Source organism: Paenibacillus sp. NPDC101420, assembly GCF_050277435.1.
Classification (GTDB): Bacteria; Bacillota; Bacilli; order Paenibacillales; family Paenibacillaceae; genus Paenibacillus_AQ.
This window is the reverse complement of record NZ_JBNNSE010000014.1, coordinates 18,836-34,062: the sequence shown is the minus strand read 5'-3', so window position 1 is coordinate 34,062 and position 15,227 is coordinate 18,836. Positions and strand designations below refer to the sequence as shown.

Genomic DNA, 15,227 nt, shown 5'->3' with positions numbered 1-15,227 from the left:
CTATTACTCTTACCAGTCCAGTCCGCTGCTTTTGGCAACAGGCTCTTCCCGAACTAGAGTATACATACCAGCGGCCTCGTCCTTGCGAGTCGTTTCGACCAGCTTTTCTACTTTGACCGTTACAAGCTTTTGTCCAAATTGTACAGTAATCTCGTCACCGATCTTAACTGCACTACTAGGTTTAGATTCCCGCCCGTTAATCAGTACCCGGCCTTGTTCGGACACATCCTTGGCCACTGTACGGCGCTTAATTAAACGGGACACTTTCAGGAATTTGTCAAGACGCATTAGTTAACGGCTTCTTTAAGCTTGTTACCAGCTTTGAAAGCCGGTACAGTCGATTCTGGAATTTCAATCGTTGTGCCCGTTTGCGGGTTGCGACCAGTGCGTCCTGCACGTTTGCGAGTTTCAAAAGTTCCGAAACCGATCAGTTGGACTTTATCACCTTTTGCCAAAGCTTCTGTAATCTCACCCAAGAATCCGTTCAATACTGCTTCTACATCTTTTTTTGCCAATCCGTTTTTCTCGGAAATGTTGTTTACCAAATCTGTCTTGTTCATAATTTAAAGTTCCTCCTAGGATACGAAAAAATAAATGAAACGAGAATCACCACCATAATATGGGGCGAATCGCATTTCGTCTTTATGTTATTCTTGATGTCACCTTAAAATCCTGCCACGATTCGTCGTTTTTTTAAAAAAGAAGCAGTTATTTCTCAGAAATCGTCGCAGAATCTATTCTATAGCACTATTAAACTACTGGCCACATTCTAAATCAGAAAATAAAAGCTACATCCACAGCATTGCCCCATTTTTGAGTCCATATACCGTAAAGAGGCTGTGAATTACTAGACTTTTCGCTCCTCAGCCTTAGCCTCTTGCCATAGTTCTTCCATCTCTTCCAAACTACTATCCTTTACGCTCGTTCCCTTGCGCTGCAAGCTTTGCTCAATATATTGAAATCGGCGCACAAATTTACGGTTAGTCCGGGTTAATGCCTCTTCCGGATCTGCACCGATAAAACGAGCGACATTCGTAACTGCAAACAACAAATCCCCAAGTTCCAGAATTTGATCATCTGTTGCCGCATCTGTGTCAATCGCCTCCTGCAGCTCATCGATCTCCTCACGAATCTTGGCTATGCAATCCGTAGCGTTGTCCCAGTCAAAGCCCACCTTGGATGCTTTTTTCTGAAGCTTGTATGCCTTCATAAGAGCAGGCAGGTCACGCGGAACACCACTAAGAACGGATAATTCCTCTGGCTTCACACCTTTACGCCGCTTCTCTTCTGCCTTCATGCCCTCCCAGTTCTTCAGTGCTTCTTCGGCATCATTCGCATTGGTATCCCCAAATACGTGAGGGTGACGGAAGATAAGCTTATCATTCAGCCCTTCAATGACGTCATACACGTTAAACGTGCCAAGCTCCTCCTCCATTTGAGAGTGAAGCATAATTTGCAGCAAAAGGTCGCCCAGCTCCTCTTTCATATGATCAGGGTCATCCTCATCAATCGTTTCAAGGACTTCATAGGTTTCTTCGATTAAATTTTTGCGCAGGGATTCATGTGTCTGCTCCCGATCCCATGGACAACCTTCCGGGCTTCGAAGAATATCGACAATCTCATGCAGACGGGCAAAGGTACGATTTCTTAGATTCTCGTCACGATTGGCAGGTACATAAACTAACGACAGGTTGCCATAACCGTCGAGTCGATCCAGTTCGTACAGTGGGACTCTTACAATACTTTCTTCGTTCTCGACACCGAGTGCATGCCCCACAACAACTTCATATTCAGGCGGGTACAGCTCCATCAAACATAATTTTGTCTCCGAGGCTGTAAAGCTATCGTACACCTGACCAACCAGAGTATGTAGTTCAGGCTGAAGCTGAGCACTGCGAATGCCTGAAGCATCTAGTAACTGAAACCCTTCAATGGGGTCAAACCCCAGTCGAACAAACGCCTCGTCGAGAAAGCTCTCCCCACCCAATATTTGCAGTTCAATGCCTTCCTCAAGACACCGCTCGCGCAGCTGCGAAACCGCTGATTCCGCAACCATAGGATGACCCGGAACCGCGTAAACAATATCTGTACCGTCTGCTGCTGCTTGTGCCTCTTCAATCAGTTTTGAAGTAATCGCTGCATACACCTCTGGAAACGAGGATAAAGATTCATACAATCCATCAAAGGACTGTGAAGTTATTTCAAGCTCGGAGAGGGCAGCCATGACTGGATGCTCTTTTGTGCGGACATAGACAACGGATGCTGCCTTCAGCTTCTTTATAATTCCTAGCGTCAATCGATCAGGGTTGCCTGAACCCAGACCGACGACCGTTAATGTTGCACTCATGTCTGTTCCTCCTCTTAAGCGGCTGTCTCAGCAGACCGCATTTTTATATTGTGATGTAAACGTTGATTAAGGGAATAAGCGCAGCTTCTTCAGCTTGTCCGCCAGGGACGGGCCGAAGCCTGGAAGCTGGCGAAGCTCGCTCTCGCTAAGGAGCCGAAGGACTATAGCCCCTACGGCAAAGACAGCGCAGCCTGCGAGCACCCCGAGCAGGCTCTGCGCCAAGCTGGCAGTGCGCCCGCCGCCGATGCCAGCGGCCGTAGCCGCAGCGTCCACGCCCCAGCTGGTGGCTGCAGCGGCAAGAGCCAGGCCCGCTGTGAGCAGCGCGGGCCGTGCCAGGGCATCTGCGAGGCGAAGCCGCAGATGGCCCTGGCGGTAGAGCAGCAGCACGTTGAGCGCTGCTGCGAACGAATGCGCGGCCACGCCAGCGATGGCTGCGCCGGTAATGCCCTGCTGCGGAACCAGCAGCAGGTTCAGGGCCGCCTTGAGCAGCGCGGCGGCCAAAAGGTGCAGGGCCGGGGCGCGCACGTAGCCGAGGCCCTGCAGGAGTGCAGCCGAGATGATGCTGACCGTACCGCCAACAGCGGTTAAGGCCAGCCAAGTCATAGTGCTGCTGCCGGCGGTGTCGCCATAAAGAGCCATATTAATCGGCTCAGCAAGCACTGCAAGGCCCGCTGACGCTGCCAGCCCTAGCAGCCAGAACCAACGCAGCGACAAGCTGCAACGGTTCTCGATCAGCTTCATATCTCCCTTATACTTCGCCTCTGCTAAGGCTGGTATGAATACAACAGACAAAGAAGTGGCAATCATCGTTACAATCTGCACTAGTGGCAAACCACGATTGTATACACCAAACTGTGTCATTGCCTCCACTTCGCTTCCTACAGAGGATAGCAAGCGAGGTACAGTGAATACATCTACAAGACCGATAAGAGGCATTGCCAGCGCACCAAGCATCACGGGAATTCCATAAGCCAGCAAGGCCCCTGCTTTAACGCCCATAATCCGTTGATTCGAACGCCCCTCATTATCTGCATTGGGCAGCTTTAAACCCTGACTTTCGACAGAAGCGGCAGCATCTAAAGGGGACCCTTGTCTTAACACCCGCCGATGACGTCGCAAAAATAGCAGCATAATCACAAGCCCTGCTGCCCCTCCCCCGGCTGAACCAAGCAATGCGCCAGCAGCAATGCTCTCAGCTCCTGCACCCAGTGAGGTCAGATATAAGAGCAGTACAATCATTACTGTAACACGTACAGACTGCTCTACAATTTGTGACACAGCCGTCGGAACCATATTATGAAGACCCTGAAAGTAACCCCGAAGAGCTGACATGATTGGAACAACCGCAAGTCCCCACGCACTTGCCCGCAAAGCGGGCATCACATGCGAGTTGCCGACCCACCCAGCTATAATCGGCGCACCTGCATAGGTGATTGCTCCGATAACCAAACCGCTTATGGCTGTTATAACCGCAGATAACCGCAGAATCCGCCGACCCTCGTCATCCCGCCTTCCTGCAGAGGCTTCAGCGACAAATTTGGATATGGCCGCTGGCAGACCCAGCATCGCTACCGTCAACAACATCGTGTACAAAGGATAAACCGTGTTGTATATACCAAATACCGCATCTCCGCCTAGATTTTGCAGCGGGATTTTTTGGAGTGTACCTATAAGCTTTGAAATAATCGCTGCTGCACTTAGAATAAATGCCCCTTGCAGCAATCGTGATGTTTGTGAGTTCGATTTCATAAAGTACCTGCTTCTACAACTTTAATGGGATGAATTTCTATATTATAACGTATGTATACCCACAAGTAGAAACGGTTTTGTAAGAACGACAAAACCCCGTTTGCCCTTTGTATATCTTACCAAAAGGAAAGCGGGGTCTACATTACGGCTATTGCTCCATTTGCTTGCCAAGGAATGCGGCGGCGGTTTCGGCCATTTTCACTTCCATTGACGACATTTTCGCTGAATCATCCTTACTTACCATCACTACACAACCAATAGGATCTCCACCGGAAATGATCGGTGAGGCTACATATGAGGACACCAAATCCGGATGATCTTTAGCGATTTCATAACTGCCTTCGTTGGTTTCCAGTACAGTCTTACGACTATCCATGACCTTCTCCAAAAGAATTCCTACTTGTTTTTCCAAATAGTCTTTCTTGGAGCCACCAGCCAGTGCAATAAAGGTATCACGATCAGCAATCATCGTAATATGCCCAGTACCTTCGAACAAGGACTCCGCGTACTCTTTTGCAAAGTCACCAAGCTCGCCAATCGGGGAATATTTCTTGAGTATGACTTCACCGTCCCGATCGACGAAAATTTCCAGTGGGTCGCCTTCTCTAATCCGTAGAGTACGTCTAATTTCTTTGGGAATAACCACTCGTCCGAGATCATCAATACGCCGAACAATTCCAGTAGCTTTCATTTCACATGTGCCCCGCTTTCTTAAGAAGTATGGTCTTACTACTGTCCATTATGGGAAAGGATAATCCCAGTGATTTATCGTAATATCTGACCATAGTATTCATCTCTTCCCAGATCCTTATACATAAGCTGACATGTATTAATATCTGCATCAAGATAAAGGCCGTTCTGAAGATGTTTCTTCGAAATAAAAAGCCATCTTCACATTAAGTGAGGATGGCTTTTCTAAGGTAAGCTTGTCCATTTTTACCGATGTTTATTCAGCAGCTTTTGTAGCACTTGGGGATGCGCTTGGCGCTGTAGTGGCTTCTGTTCCGCTATTTTTTGTTCCGGATTCATCTGCGGCAGCAGAGCTCTTCGGCAGATTGATGCTCTCAATAATGCCTTCCAGATCTTTCTCCATGAACGCTTCTAGGTTCTTGGACACAATGGAGCTCTTAATGCCTTCTTTTTGTTCATCCGTTAACTGATCAAAGGTTTTGTCGGTACGGGACTCCACTTTGATAATGTGGTAACCATAAGAAGTCTCTACAGGATCACTAATGGTATTCAAAGGCAAGGTTTGAGCAGCCTTCTTAAACTCGTCTACATACGTTCCTACAGCTTTATCTTTATATTCTCCGCCTGTTTCCTTAGAGCTTGTATCGTCAGTGTATTCCTTAGCGATTGCTGCAAAATCAGCTCCGCCGTCCAGCTTTGCCTTAACTTCCTTCGCGATTTTCAGTGCTTCTTCGCTAGTGCGCTCTTTGTTGTTAGCATCTGTCAGACCGATTAGCACATGGCGCAAAGTCGCTACCGTAAAGTCACCTTTTGTAGCTTCAAATTCTTTGACAACCTGATCATCTGTCACTTTAAGCAGCATATCCTGATAAACCGTCAGCACACGCTCCATATAACTATGGATATCGCCCTCTGTAACGTCTGCGTCTTTAAGTGTTTTCTTATAAGTGTCGCCCAGAGCTTTCTTCAAGTCAGCGATTTGGCTATCAGCCTCTTTCTTCGCCTGCTTCTTCGCTTCATCCGTTGCTTTGGAAGCCAAATATTCAAAGCCCACTTCCTGCTTCAAAATAGATTCCTTAAACGCCTCAATCTCTAAATATTGCGCTTGCTGTGGGGAGAGGAATTTCATGATTTTTTGATCCATAGCAAATTCCTTCTCTGTGATTGTTCCACCTTTATAAGTCGCAACTGCCTTGCTATCATCAGCACTACTACCGCATGCTGCTAGCATAGAAAAGGAAACCGCTGCTACCAATGAAACGAGCAGTACTTTCCATGATTTTTTTTTATTTAACGACATTGTGTAGTTCTCCCTTCGATTTAAAAGACTGTTTAGCTTCCTTAAGAAACTGTTCAAGCAAGTCAAGCAGCTGTTTATCACTTAAGTCTTTCGACTTTACTCGGATACTGGCTTTAGCATCTCTATCGAATTGTACACGTCTTTCGAAGCTATTTCCAACTTTGGCGAGTTTGGCCGTATCCAGAGCGCCAAGACTTCCCTCATAGAAATTCAGGGTAACATCATCACCACGTCTGATCATGGAGTCAATACCATACATTTTTCCATACACTTTTAGACGAGCCACAGTTAATAGATTAACAACTGCTTCAGGCAGTTCTCCGAACCGATCCAAGAGCTCATCCTCAAGCTCAGAAGCATCATCGAAGGATGTTACTGCCGCAACTTTTTTGTAGATTTCAATTTTCTGGATACTGTCGTAAATATACTCGGACGGCAGATATGCGTCAATCGACAAATCAATGACGGTATTGCCCTCTTTGAGCGAGGTGTCTTCCTCTCCAAGCACAGTAACCTTACGCTTGCGGATCTCCTCCGCCAGCATTTGTGAGTATAGATCAAATCCCACGGATGCAATAAAGCCATGCTGTTCTGCACCAAGTAAGTTACCGGCACCACGAATAGATAAATCCCGCATCGCTATTTTGAAACCAGAACCCAGTTCCGTAAATTCCTTAATAGATTGCAGCCGCTTCTCTGCCACTTCAGTCAGAACCTTGTCCCGCTGGTAGGTAAAATAGGCGTACGCAATCCGGTTGGACCGGCCTACACGTCCACGTAATTGATAGAGCTGAGACAAGCCCATCTTATCGGCATCATGCACAATAAGTGTATTTACGTTAGGAATATCTACACCCGTCTCAATAATACTTGTGCTGACCAGCACATCGTATTCTCCATCAAGAAAATCAAGGATCGTCTTCTCCAGCTCTGCTTCCGACATTTGGCCATGTCCGATGCCTACCCTAGCCTCAGGAACAAGCATAGAAATTTGAGCGGCCATTTCTTGAATGCCCTGCACACGATTATAGAGATAGTAGACTTGACCGCCACGAGCCAATTCACGCTCTACAGCTTCCCGCGTAAGCGTCTGACTATGCTCAACAACATAAGTCTGGACGGGGAAACGGTTCTCCGGCGGCGTCTCAATGACAGACAAATCACGCACTCCCAGCATCGACATATGCAATGTACGAGGAATTGGAGTTGCTGTCAGGGTAAGAACATCTACATTCGTTTTTAACTTCTTCAGCTTCTCTTTATGAGTCACGCCAAATCGCTGTTCCTCATCCACGATCAATAAACCTAAGTCCTTAAATACAAGGTCCTGAGACAACAAACGGTGGGTACCAATAACCACGTCAACCGTTCCTGCCCGAACGCCTTTAATCGTCTCATTCTGCTCCTTACGGCTGCGGAAACGACTTAGGACTTGAATATTTAGCGGATAATTTGCGAAGCGTTCCCGAAAGGTCTCATAATGCTGCTGAGCTAGAATCGTTGTCGGTACCAGCACAGCCACCTGTTTACCTTCAATCGCTGATTTAAAGGCTGCTCGTATAGCTACCTCCGTCTTACCATATCCAACGTCTCCACAAAGGAGCCGATCCATTGGACGATTCTGTTCCATATCCTTCTTAATCTCTTCAATCGCTCGAAGCTGATCCCGAGTCTCCTCGTAAGGGAACATTTCTTCAAATTCACGCTGTTCCTGTGTGTCCTTCTCAAAACCATACCCTGCTGCACTTTGGCGTTCAGCGTACAGTTTGATTAGATCATCAGCAATATCCTGAACGGAAGAGCGAACCTTATTGGTCACCCGCGTCCATTCATTACCGCCTAATTTATATACTTTCGGCTCTTTATCTTCTGAACCGACATATTTCTGAATCAAGTCAATTTGCTCAATTGGAACCGAGAGCTTATCGCCACCCGCATATAAAATATGCATATAGTCACGATGAATACCGCTGACCTCCAGCGTGCCGATCCCCATATACTTACCGATACCATGGTTCTGGTGAACAACATAATCACCAATTTTCAGCTCAGTATAACTCTTGATCCGTTCAGCATTATCTATCCCTTTGGAGATCTTCCGTGCCTTCCGCTGCTTCTGAGAGAACATCTCTCCTTCAGTGATAACGGCTAAATGAATAGAAGGCAGCTCAAAGCCTGAACCCAGGTTTCCTTGTACGATCGTTGGCTCATCAATGCCGTAGTCATAAAGGACTCTGCGCACACGTTCAATCCGTTCTTCACTGCTCGCAAGCATCATTACCTTTACACCAGACTTCTGCCAACGCTCCATTTCCGATTTAAGCACATTCATCTGACCATGGAAATCCTGCATCCCACGACTAATAAACCCAAGAATGTTCTGTGGTTGAATGTGTGGGACCTGGCGCAAAAAGATCGACATAAACAGGCTTTGGAACGGACGTTTGTACATCACAATATCTGTCTCGACAGAGAGATCCAGATCCGGCAATGTTTTGCCGTTTTGCATCAGATGGAGGTTCCATTCCGATTCATCTCTTTCGAGCTGTTTCGCCGTTTCAAGCAGTCTTGTCGGCTCATCGAGAATAAGGATCGTATCCTGGGCCATGTAATCAAATAAATGAGAGCGTTCAGGGTATAAAAGACTGATATATTTATAGATTTCAGGAAAATAGGTTCCTTCGCGCAGCATTTCTAGCTCGCGTCCAATTTCTTCTTTTAGACGCAACTTAGCCTGCCGATCCGCCATTTTCTCAAGCTGTCGTTCCAGCATAACAGATGCTTCAGCAGAAGCAGATTCCTGGCGAAACCTGCTCGCTATAATCTCTTTAGCCGGTGTAATCTTCACACTTCGTACTTTATCAATAGAACGCTGATCGACTGGATCAAAAGTTCTGATGGAATCAACCTCATCATCAAATAACTCAACACGATATGCCAAAGGAGAAGTCATTGGATAAAAATCAATAATTCCACCTCTTACACTCAGTTCACCGCGATTCTCAACCCGCTCTACTCTTTCATAACCCATTTCGATCATGGACATCAAGAATTCATCCAGAGCAAGCGTTCCATCCTGAGAAACCGTAACCTGTGCCTCTGCCATAACCTCTGGTGCAGGGAGCAGTCTGCGCACTCCCGAGTAGGGAACTACAACAATACCACGGAAGCCCTGGGCACATTTGGTCAGTACATCAATACGCTGGGCTAATGTCTCTGGACTTGAGACAGCCGCTTCCGCAGCAACAAGTTCATTAGCAGGATAGAGCAATACTCGTTCCGGGGAAAGCGCTTCCTGTAAATCATCGGCCATTTTCTGAGCCGAAAACATATTATGAGTCACCACAAGCAAGGGACGAGCTGTCTCTTCATGCAGTGCTGCAAGCATGATCTGTCTAGCTGAACCTGTAAGCCCCGATATGAGCTGCTCTTTCATACCTGCAGCTACACCCTGGGTGATAGACTGGAAATCGGGATCCTTGGAAAAAGCTTCTATAATACCTTGTAACAACAGGCGCACCTCTCTTACTAAACAGGCTAACGGAAGCCAAAGCCACCGTCACCTATTATGATTGGAATCGAAAAGAAGCCTCAGCTGTAACGCCAAGGCTTGCGGATGACGATAGAGACAGGCGCTATCACCTACTGAAGCGGACTCGTCAGCAGGCTAAGCTCCGGATTATGCTCTAAAGCCTCCTTGCAATAGTCGCAAGTCACCTTTACCGTGATCTCACCTTCTGAATTATACGCTATTATATCTCTGCGCTCCGCAGGGGTCAAGGAATGAAGGCCCAACTGCATTTCTGTTACATCACTTCTATTAATGCTGCCTAGAGATGTCTTGCAGTGCCTACATACATAGTTTATTGCCATCTATATGCCTCCTGAAGGTACTATATACCTTCAGTATGTCCGGGGAGCATCATCTTTAGCCTCATAACCAACAGAGTTTACAGATCAACCATTGAATTTAGCCATCGTCTGTTCGAATGAATTCTGTAAGCTGAACTCCAGTGCATCACAAGTATTAAGGATCATCTGCTTCAGAGGATCGCCTTCCTTTTTAGGAAAAGAAGAGAGAACATAATCCACTATTGCAAAACCCGGTTCAGGGCGAGAAATACCCATTCGTACCCGATTAAAGCTTTGTGTACCTACATGCTGAATGATCGATTTAATTCCGTTATGCCCACCAGCACTACCTTGATAACGCAAGCGAATTTTTCCGATTTCGGTATCTAGATCATCGTAGACGACGATCATATCTTCTAGTTTAACTTTGTAATAATCCATATAAGCGCGAACGGCCTCACCGGACAAATTCATAAAGGTCATCGGTTTAATCAATACGGTTTTGACTCCCCCGATAACCCCTTCACCGATCACGGATTTACATTTGCTTTGGTTGAAGGAAATCCCGTTCTGAGCCGCAAGCTCATCCAATGCCATAAAACCAACATTATGCCTTGTTTTCGCATATTGTGTTCCCGGATTTCCCAATCCGACAATCCATTTCATTATCGAACCTTTCCTTTCCATCGGGCTCTCCGGCAAGAGAAGTCCGTTTTTGGTACAATAGATCTTATCTACATATCTCTGTGCAACCAGAGCGAAATTATACTCCGAAGACAGGTGATAACCTATGCTACATCAAAGTGGAATCTTAACACATCAGCGCGATTTTCAGTACCATATCCAATATGCTGTGCCTGTGGAAATATACAGAGGCGACGTGCACATTGACATTGGTGTATTGACAGCAGTGGACGAAGGATTCGTGGAGCTGCAAGGGACACTCTATAACCGCAGCATATTCACCTTCGTCTCCCGCGCCGGGTATTGAAGCCAGCGCTTCTACCTGCATCACGCCGATAAGGGTTACATCTCCGAGAGCGGAGGTGTAACCCTTTTGTACAATATAAGAATGTATAAGTTTCACGCTATACATCAACCTTATATTTCTCGCATAAACGCTTACCGTCCTTTTGGGACGCCGAAGGCGTTTTTGCTTGCTATTATTGATTATATTTATTCAATTTCAAACAATTTACTAATCGACAACTCTTCATGAACGCGGATAATTGCCTCACCCATAAGTGGAGCCACGGACAACACTTTGAGTTTAGAAGTTGGGTTCGCGCTGCGAATTGGAATCGTATCTGTCACGATAATCTCTTTAATTGGAGAATTCTCCAGACGTTCATGTGCAGGACCAGACAATACTGGGTGTGTACAGCAAGCGTATACTTCCTTCACGCCGCCTTCCATCAAAGCATTAGCACCAAGTACAATGGTTCCAGCAGTATCGATAATATCATCGATCAGAATGGCTGTTTTACCTTCAATATTACCGATAATGTTCATGACTTCGCTGACATTCGGCTCTGGACGACGCTTGTCTATAATTGCAAGCGGAGCGTTCAGGAAATCAGCAAGCTTTCTTGCACGTACTACACCGCCGTGATCTGGCGATACGACAACTGGGTTCTCGATTTGTTTGGAACGGAAATACTGAGCCAGGATAGGAACTCCCAGCAAGTGATCCACTGGAATATCAAAGAATCCCTGAATCTGCATAGCATGGAGGTCCATCGTAATTACACGGTGGGCGCCGGCTTTTTCAATCAAATTTGCTACCAGCTTGGCCGTAATAGGGTCACGGGAACGAGCTTTCCGATCTTGACGAGCGTAACCATAGTAAGGGATAACCACATTGATGCTTTTTGCGGAGGCGCGTTTGAGTGCATCCACCATAACTAAAAGCTCCATTAGGTTGTCATTAACCGGGCCGCAGGTGGATTGAACAATATACACATGACAACCCCGAACGCTCTCTGACAGCTTGACCTGAATTTCTCCATCGCTAAAACTTGTAGTATGCGATTCACCCATCGGAATTCCGATGTAATCAGCGATTTGACTAGCAAGCTTTGGGTTGGAGTTACAGGTGAAAATCTTTAATTTGGAATCACAATAAGTCATAAAATTTAAACCCTCCGTGACGGAATTTAGCTTTCCAAAGGCGCCGGCGCGGAAATATAAGTCCGTCCGGCGCTTCTTAGCAACGCTTTACGATGGACTCGAGTGGTCTTTCTTCGCTTTTGCACGGGAACGGATCTTCTCTGCATATCCCGGTTTATTCTCCTGCCGTACTCTGGCAACAGCCAGATCGTTCTCTGAAACGGAACGCGTAATTGTCGAACCAGCTACAACAAAAGCTCCCTTGCCCACAGAAACCGGTGCAATAAGGTTAACGTTACTGCCGATAAAGGCATCGTCTTCAATTGTTGTCGTAAATTTATTATACCCGTCGTAGTTAACAGTAATCGCACCGCAACCGACGTTTACATTCTTACCCACAGATGCGTCGCCAATATAGCTAAGATGCGACACCTTAGAACCGTCACCAATCGTAGCATTCTTGATCTCGACGAAATCTCCAACCTTCACTTCTTCTCCAAGTATAGAACCTGGACGCAAATAGGCAAAAGGCCCAACGGTAGTCCGTGCGCCAACTTGTGCTTGATTCAATACGGACTGCTTAATCGTCGCGTCGTCCATGATCTGACAATCTTCGATTTCACTTGCCGGTCCGATCACACAGTTCTCACCGATTACAGTTTTACCCTTCAAGATGGTTCCTGGATAGATCGTTGTATCCGACCCAATGACTACATCTGCTCCGATATATGTGGAGGCAGGATCGATTATGGTTACGCCACCCAGCATATGTTTGCGGTTGATACGTTGACGCATAATACCTTCCGCATCAGATAAAGCTAAACGGTCATTAACACCAATAGACTCGTTAGCATCCTCAGTCTGGAATGCTAGAACAAGATCACCTTGCTCACGCAGAATACTGATAACATCTGTCAAATAATATTCCTGTTGATTATTGCTGTTAGTAACCTTCTCTAAAGCCGAAAATAACTTGATGTTATCAAAGCAATAAATTCCTGTGTTGATTTCATGAATAGCTGCCTGTTCGGCATTACAATCTTTCTGTTCTACGATCTTCATTAAGCCGCCATCTTCACTACGTATAATCCGTCCTAATCCAGATGGATCATCCATTACTGCGGTTAATACAGTCGCTGCCGCCTGACGCTCCTCATGCAGAGCCATCAATCCTATCAGCGTCTCCGATGTAATAAGCGGAGTGTCACCATAAGCAACAATCGTCGTTCCTTCTTCACCACCGAGCAAATCCTTAGCTTGTTTGACAGCGTGACCAGTACCGAGCTGAGTTTCCTGCAGCACGTATTCCGCACTTTGCCCTACATAGGCCTTAACCTTCTCTGCGCCATGCCCAACAACAACAACGGTGCGCTGGCATCCGGTCGCTTCTACTGTATCAAGCACGTGCCCTACCATTGGCTTACCGCAAACGGGGTGCAGCACCTTATATAATTTAGATTTCATTCGCTTGCCTTGACCTGCGGCAAGAACTACAGCCATTCTTTTCAAGAATGCCAACCTCCTACTCTTGAACTCACTACTGAATATATCTCATTCCGGGCAAAAAGAAAAGAGAACCATGAAGTCATGGTTCTCTTTTCTATAAACCCCATGTTAGAAAAGCATTTATCGCTGCCTTTCGAAGATGTCGTCAAATCCTTCACTAGCGCTAGCTTTTCTTGCAAGATCAAGCTGCTTAAGTCATGAAGTATATTCGGTATGATCTTATCAAAAACGGCGGATCCTACGCCACCCAAAAGGTAGCCGTCTTCCGAGGCAGCCTAAGCTCCCTCTTCAATAACTTCTTCTTCTTCTTCAGTAGCGGCGCGATCGTACTCGGCCAGAACCGCGGATTGAATCTTCTCGCGTGTTCCCGAAGAGATCGGGTGAGCGATATCGCGGAATTCGCCATCCGGTGTACGCTTGCTGGGCATTGCAACAAACATCCCGTTATTACCATCGATGACGCGAATGTCATGAACAACAAACTCGTTATCGATTGTAATGGATGCGATTGCTTTCATTCTCCCCTCAGAGTTAACGCGGCGGAGTCTGACATCCGTAATTTGCATGTGTGTGTTCACCACCTTTTTCCATCAGAGACTTGGTGTATAATTCCACACAGCAAAGCGAATTCCTTCTTTTTGATTCCATAAAATACCTAAAAAAGAAATATATTTTTTAGGATCTGTTGTTTTCGACACGCATCGGGTGATTTTCTTAATATCCCTTACGTTTTCGACAATTTCCACGCTTTTTGAAAACAAAGAAACGTCAATCTATCAAGAGGAAAAGTAGTTACCCGGATGCGCGGAAATCCGCCGCTCTTTCGAGTCTACCTCGCTTAGTTTCACTAAAGAAACATAGTCATGCAACAGACGCTCTTCCGTCTCTACTGCACCTGATTCGACCAACACACCCACTCCAGCAACTTCGGCATTGAACTCACCGAGTAAATCAACCATCCCTCGAACGGTCCCGCCTGCCTTCATGAAGTCATCTACAATGAGTACCCGTGATTTCTCCTTGAGTGCTCGTCTAGAAAGAGACATGGTGTGTATGCTCTTATGTGATCCAGATACATAATTAATGCTTACTGCTGAGCCTTCTGTAACCTGATGATCACGTCGTACCAGCACTACTGGCAAGCCGAGCTGTGCTGCCGTTGCATAGGCTAGCGGAATCCCTTTAGTTTCTACTGTCATCACCACATCGATTTCCGATCCATAAAAGGCCGTTGCGATGATCTTCCCTGCTTGCTCCATCAAAGATGGCAGTCCAAGCAGGTCCGACATATACAAATAACCACCAGGCAATATCCGATCTGTCTGTTCCAGCTGCACACATAAACGTTTAACAAAAGAGAGCGCCATTTCTTTAGGCATCACAGGAATATAACGTACTCCACCTGCTGCACCGGCTAAGGTCTGAAGCTCTCCAATGCCCTCACCTTCAAATACTTCTTTTATGATTGCCAAATCTTCACTGATGGAGGACTTAGCCGCTCCATACCGATCGGCAAATATAGACAGCGGCAGTAGGTCATGTGGCCGCTCAAGTAAAAACTGAGTCATGTCTACCAAACGTTGGCTTCTTTTTAATTTCTTCACGGAATGCTCCTCGCCAAAACCGAATATTTTATGAAAAATATATCACTTTTGTACGGGTTTACACAAGAGA

At 46.3% G+C, this 15,227-nt stretch carries 14 protein-coding genes; 1 reads left to right on the top strand and 13 read right to left on the bottom strand.

Annotation, left to right across the window (positions count from 1 at the left end; translation table 11 throughout):
• Positions 1 to 9: 9 nt before the first annotated feature.
• The 9 genes from ACQKMP_RS30070 to pth form a co-directional block, all read right to left on the bottom strand.
• Positions 10 to 288 carry an RNA-binding S4 domain-containing protein gene (locus ACQKMP_RS30070; protein ID WP_042183857.1) on the bottom strand — a complete coding sequence of 93 codons (279 nt, stop codon included), beginning with the start codon at positions 286 to 288 and terminating at the stop codon, positions 10 to 12.
• A complete protein-coding gene (locus ACQKMP_RS30065; RefSeq protein ID WP_036678778.1) occupies positions 288 to 560 on the bottom strand; it encodes an HU family DNA-binding protein in 273 nt (90 codons plus the stop codon). The genes ACQKMP_RS30070 and ACQKMP_RS30065 overlap by 1 nt, the downstream gene beginning before the upstream one ends.
• 287 nt (positions 561 to 847) lie before the next feature.
• Complete coding sequence (mazG, locus tag ACQKMP_RS30060) at positions 848 to 2,347, bottom strand: nucleoside triphosphate pyrophosphohydrolase (protein ID WP_427472485.1); 1,500 nt, start codon at positions 2,345 to 2,347, stop codon at positions 848 to 850.
• A 66-nt stretch (positions 2,348 to 2,413) separates the two neighbouring features.
• The gene (locus ACQKMP_RS30055) at positions 2,414 to 4,096 is read right to left on the bottom strand and encodes a putative polysaccharide biosynthesis protein (RefSeq protein ID WP_042183853.1); all 1,683 of its coding nucleotides are present in this window, start codon (positions 4,094 to 4,096) and stop codon (positions 2,414 to 2,416) included.
• A 148-nt stretch (positions 4,097 to 4,244) separates the two neighbouring features.
• A complete protein-coding gene (gene spoVT, locus ACQKMP_RS30050; protein ID WP_042123132.1) occupies positions 4,245 to 4,787 on the bottom strand; it encodes a stage V sporulation protein T in 543 nt (180 codons plus the stop codon).
• 255 nt (positions 4,788 to 5,042) lie between these two features.
• Complete coding sequence (locus ACQKMP_RS30045) at positions 5,043 to 6,086, bottom strand: peptidylprolyl isomerase (protein ID WP_042183851.1); 1,044 nt, start codon at positions 6,084 to 6,086, stop codon at positions 5,043 to 5,045.
• Positions 6,073 to 9,597, bottom strand: coding sequence for a transcription-repair coupling factor (gene mfd, locus ACQKMP_RS30040; RefSeq protein ID WP_427472482.1), 3,525 nt, complete (start codon positions 9,595 to 9,597; stop codon positions 6,073 to 6,075). The genes ACQKMP_RS30045 and mfd overlap by 14 nt, the downstream gene beginning before the upstream one ends.
• Positions 9,598 to 9,728: 131 nt before the next feature.
• Positions 9,729 to 9,959: an anti-sigma-F factor Fin family protein gene (locus tag ACQKMP_RS30035; protein WP_042123127.1), complete on the bottom strand. Its 231-nt coding sequence runs from the start codon at positions 9,957 to 9,959 to the stop codon at positions 9,729 to 9,731.
• An 84-nt stretch (positions 9,960 to 10,043) separates the two neighbouring features.
• Positions 10,044 to 10,604 carry an aminoacyl-tRNA hydrolase gene (gene pth, locus ACQKMP_RS30030; protein ID WP_042183849.1) on the bottom strand — a complete coding sequence of 187 codons (561 nt, stop codon included), beginning with the start codon at positions 10,602 to 10,604 and terminating at the stop codon, positions 10,044 to 10,046.
• Positions 10,605 to 10,728: 124 nt separating this feature from the next.
• Between pth and ACQKMP_RS30025 the strand changes: the two genes are divergently transcribed.
• Positions 10,729 to 10,929 carry a hypothetical protein gene (locus tag ACQKMP_RS30025; protein WP_042183847.1) on the top strand — a complete coding sequence of 67 codons (201 nt, stop codon included), beginning with the start codon at positions 10,729 to 10,731 and terminating at the stop codon, positions 10,927 to 10,929.
• Between the two features lie 185 nt (positions 10,930 to 11,114).
• Here ACQKMP_RS30025 and ACQKMP_RS30020 read toward each other — a convergent pair whose 3' ends face one another.
• The 4 genes from ACQKMP_RS30020 to purR all read right to left on the bottom strand — a co-directional run bounded on the left by ACQKMP_RS30020 (position 11,115) and on the right by purR (position 15,157).
• A complete protein-coding gene (locus ACQKMP_RS30020) occupies positions 11,115 to 12,068 on the bottom strand; it encodes a ribose-phosphate diphosphokinase (RefSeq protein ID WP_036678796.1) in 954 nt (317 codons plus the stop codon).
• Between the two features lie 87 nt (positions 12,069 to 12,155).
• A complete protein-coding gene (gene glmU / locus ACQKMP_RS30015; RefSeq protein WP_042183845.1) occupies positions 12,156 to 13,556 on the bottom strand; it encodes a bifunctional UDP-N-acetylglucosamine diphosphorylase/glucosamine-1-phosphate N-acetyltransferase GlmU in 1,401 nt (466 codons plus the stop codon).
• A gap of 272 nt (positions 13,557 to 13,828) precedes the next feature.
• Positions 13,829 to 14,119, bottom strand: coding sequence for a septation regulator SpoVG (gene spoVG, locus ACQKMP_RS30010; RefSeq protein ID WP_042123119.1), 291 nt, complete (start codon positions 14,117 to 14,119; stop codon positions 13,829 to 13,831).
• Positions 14,120 to 14,329: 210 nt separating this feature from the next.
• A complete protein-coding gene (gene purR, locus ACQKMP_RS30005; RefSeq protein ID WP_042183840.1) occupies positions 14,330 to 15,157 on the bottom strand; it encodes a pur operon repressor in 828 nt (275 codons plus the stop codon).
• Between the last annotated feature and the right edge of the window lie 70 nt (positions 15,158 to 15,227).

What these genes read in the sequence shown, in the direction of transcription:
- ACQKMP_RS30025 (WP_042183847.1), top strand. Translation starts at nt 10,729, where the DNA reads ATGCTACATCAAAGTGGAATCTTAACACATCAGCGCGATTTTCAGTAC.
- ACQKMP_RS30045 (WP_042183851.1), bottom strand. Translation starts at nt 6,086, where the DNA reads ATGTCGTTAAATAAAAAAAAATCATGGAAAGTACTGCTCGTTTCATTG.
- pth (WP_042183849.1), bottom strand. Translation starts at nt 10,604, where the DNA reads ATGAAATGGATTGTCGGATTGGGAAATCCGGGAACACAATATGCGAAA.
- ACQKMP_RS30035 (WP_042123127.1), bottom strand. Translation starts at nt 9,959, where the DNA reads ATGGCAATAAACTATGTATGTAGGCACTGCAAGACATCTCTAGGCAGC.
- spoVT (WP_042123132.1), bottom strand. Translation starts at nt 4,787, where the DNA reads ATGAAAGCTACTGGAATTGTTCGGCGTATTGATGATCTCGGACGAGTG.
- ACQKMP_RS30055 (WP_042183853.1), bottom strand. Translation starts at nt 4,096, where the DNA reads ATGAAATCGAACTCACAAACATCACGATTGCTGCAAGGGGCATTTATT.
- spoVG (WP_042123119.1), bottom strand. Translation starts at nt 14,119, where the DNA reads ATGCAAATTACGGATGTCAGACTCCGCCGCGTTAACTCTGAGGGGAGA.
- mazG (WP_427472485.1), bottom strand. Translation starts at nt 2,347, where the DNA reads ATGAGTGCAACATTAACGGTCGTCGGTCTGGGTTCAGGCAACCCTGAT.
- ACQKMP_RS30070 (WP_042183857.1), bottom strand. Translation starts at nt 288, where the DNA reads ATGCGTCTTGACAAATTCCTGAAAGTGTCCCGTTTAATTAAGCGCCGT.
- ACQKMP_RS30065 (WP_036678778.1), bottom strand. Translation starts at nt 560, where the DNA reads ATGAACAAGACAGATTTGGTAAACAACATTTCCGAGAAAAACGGATTG.
- ACQKMP_RS30020 (WP_036678796.1), bottom strand. Translation starts at nt 12,068, where the DNA reads ATGACTTATTGTGATTCCAAATTAAAGATTTTCACCTGTAACTCCAAC.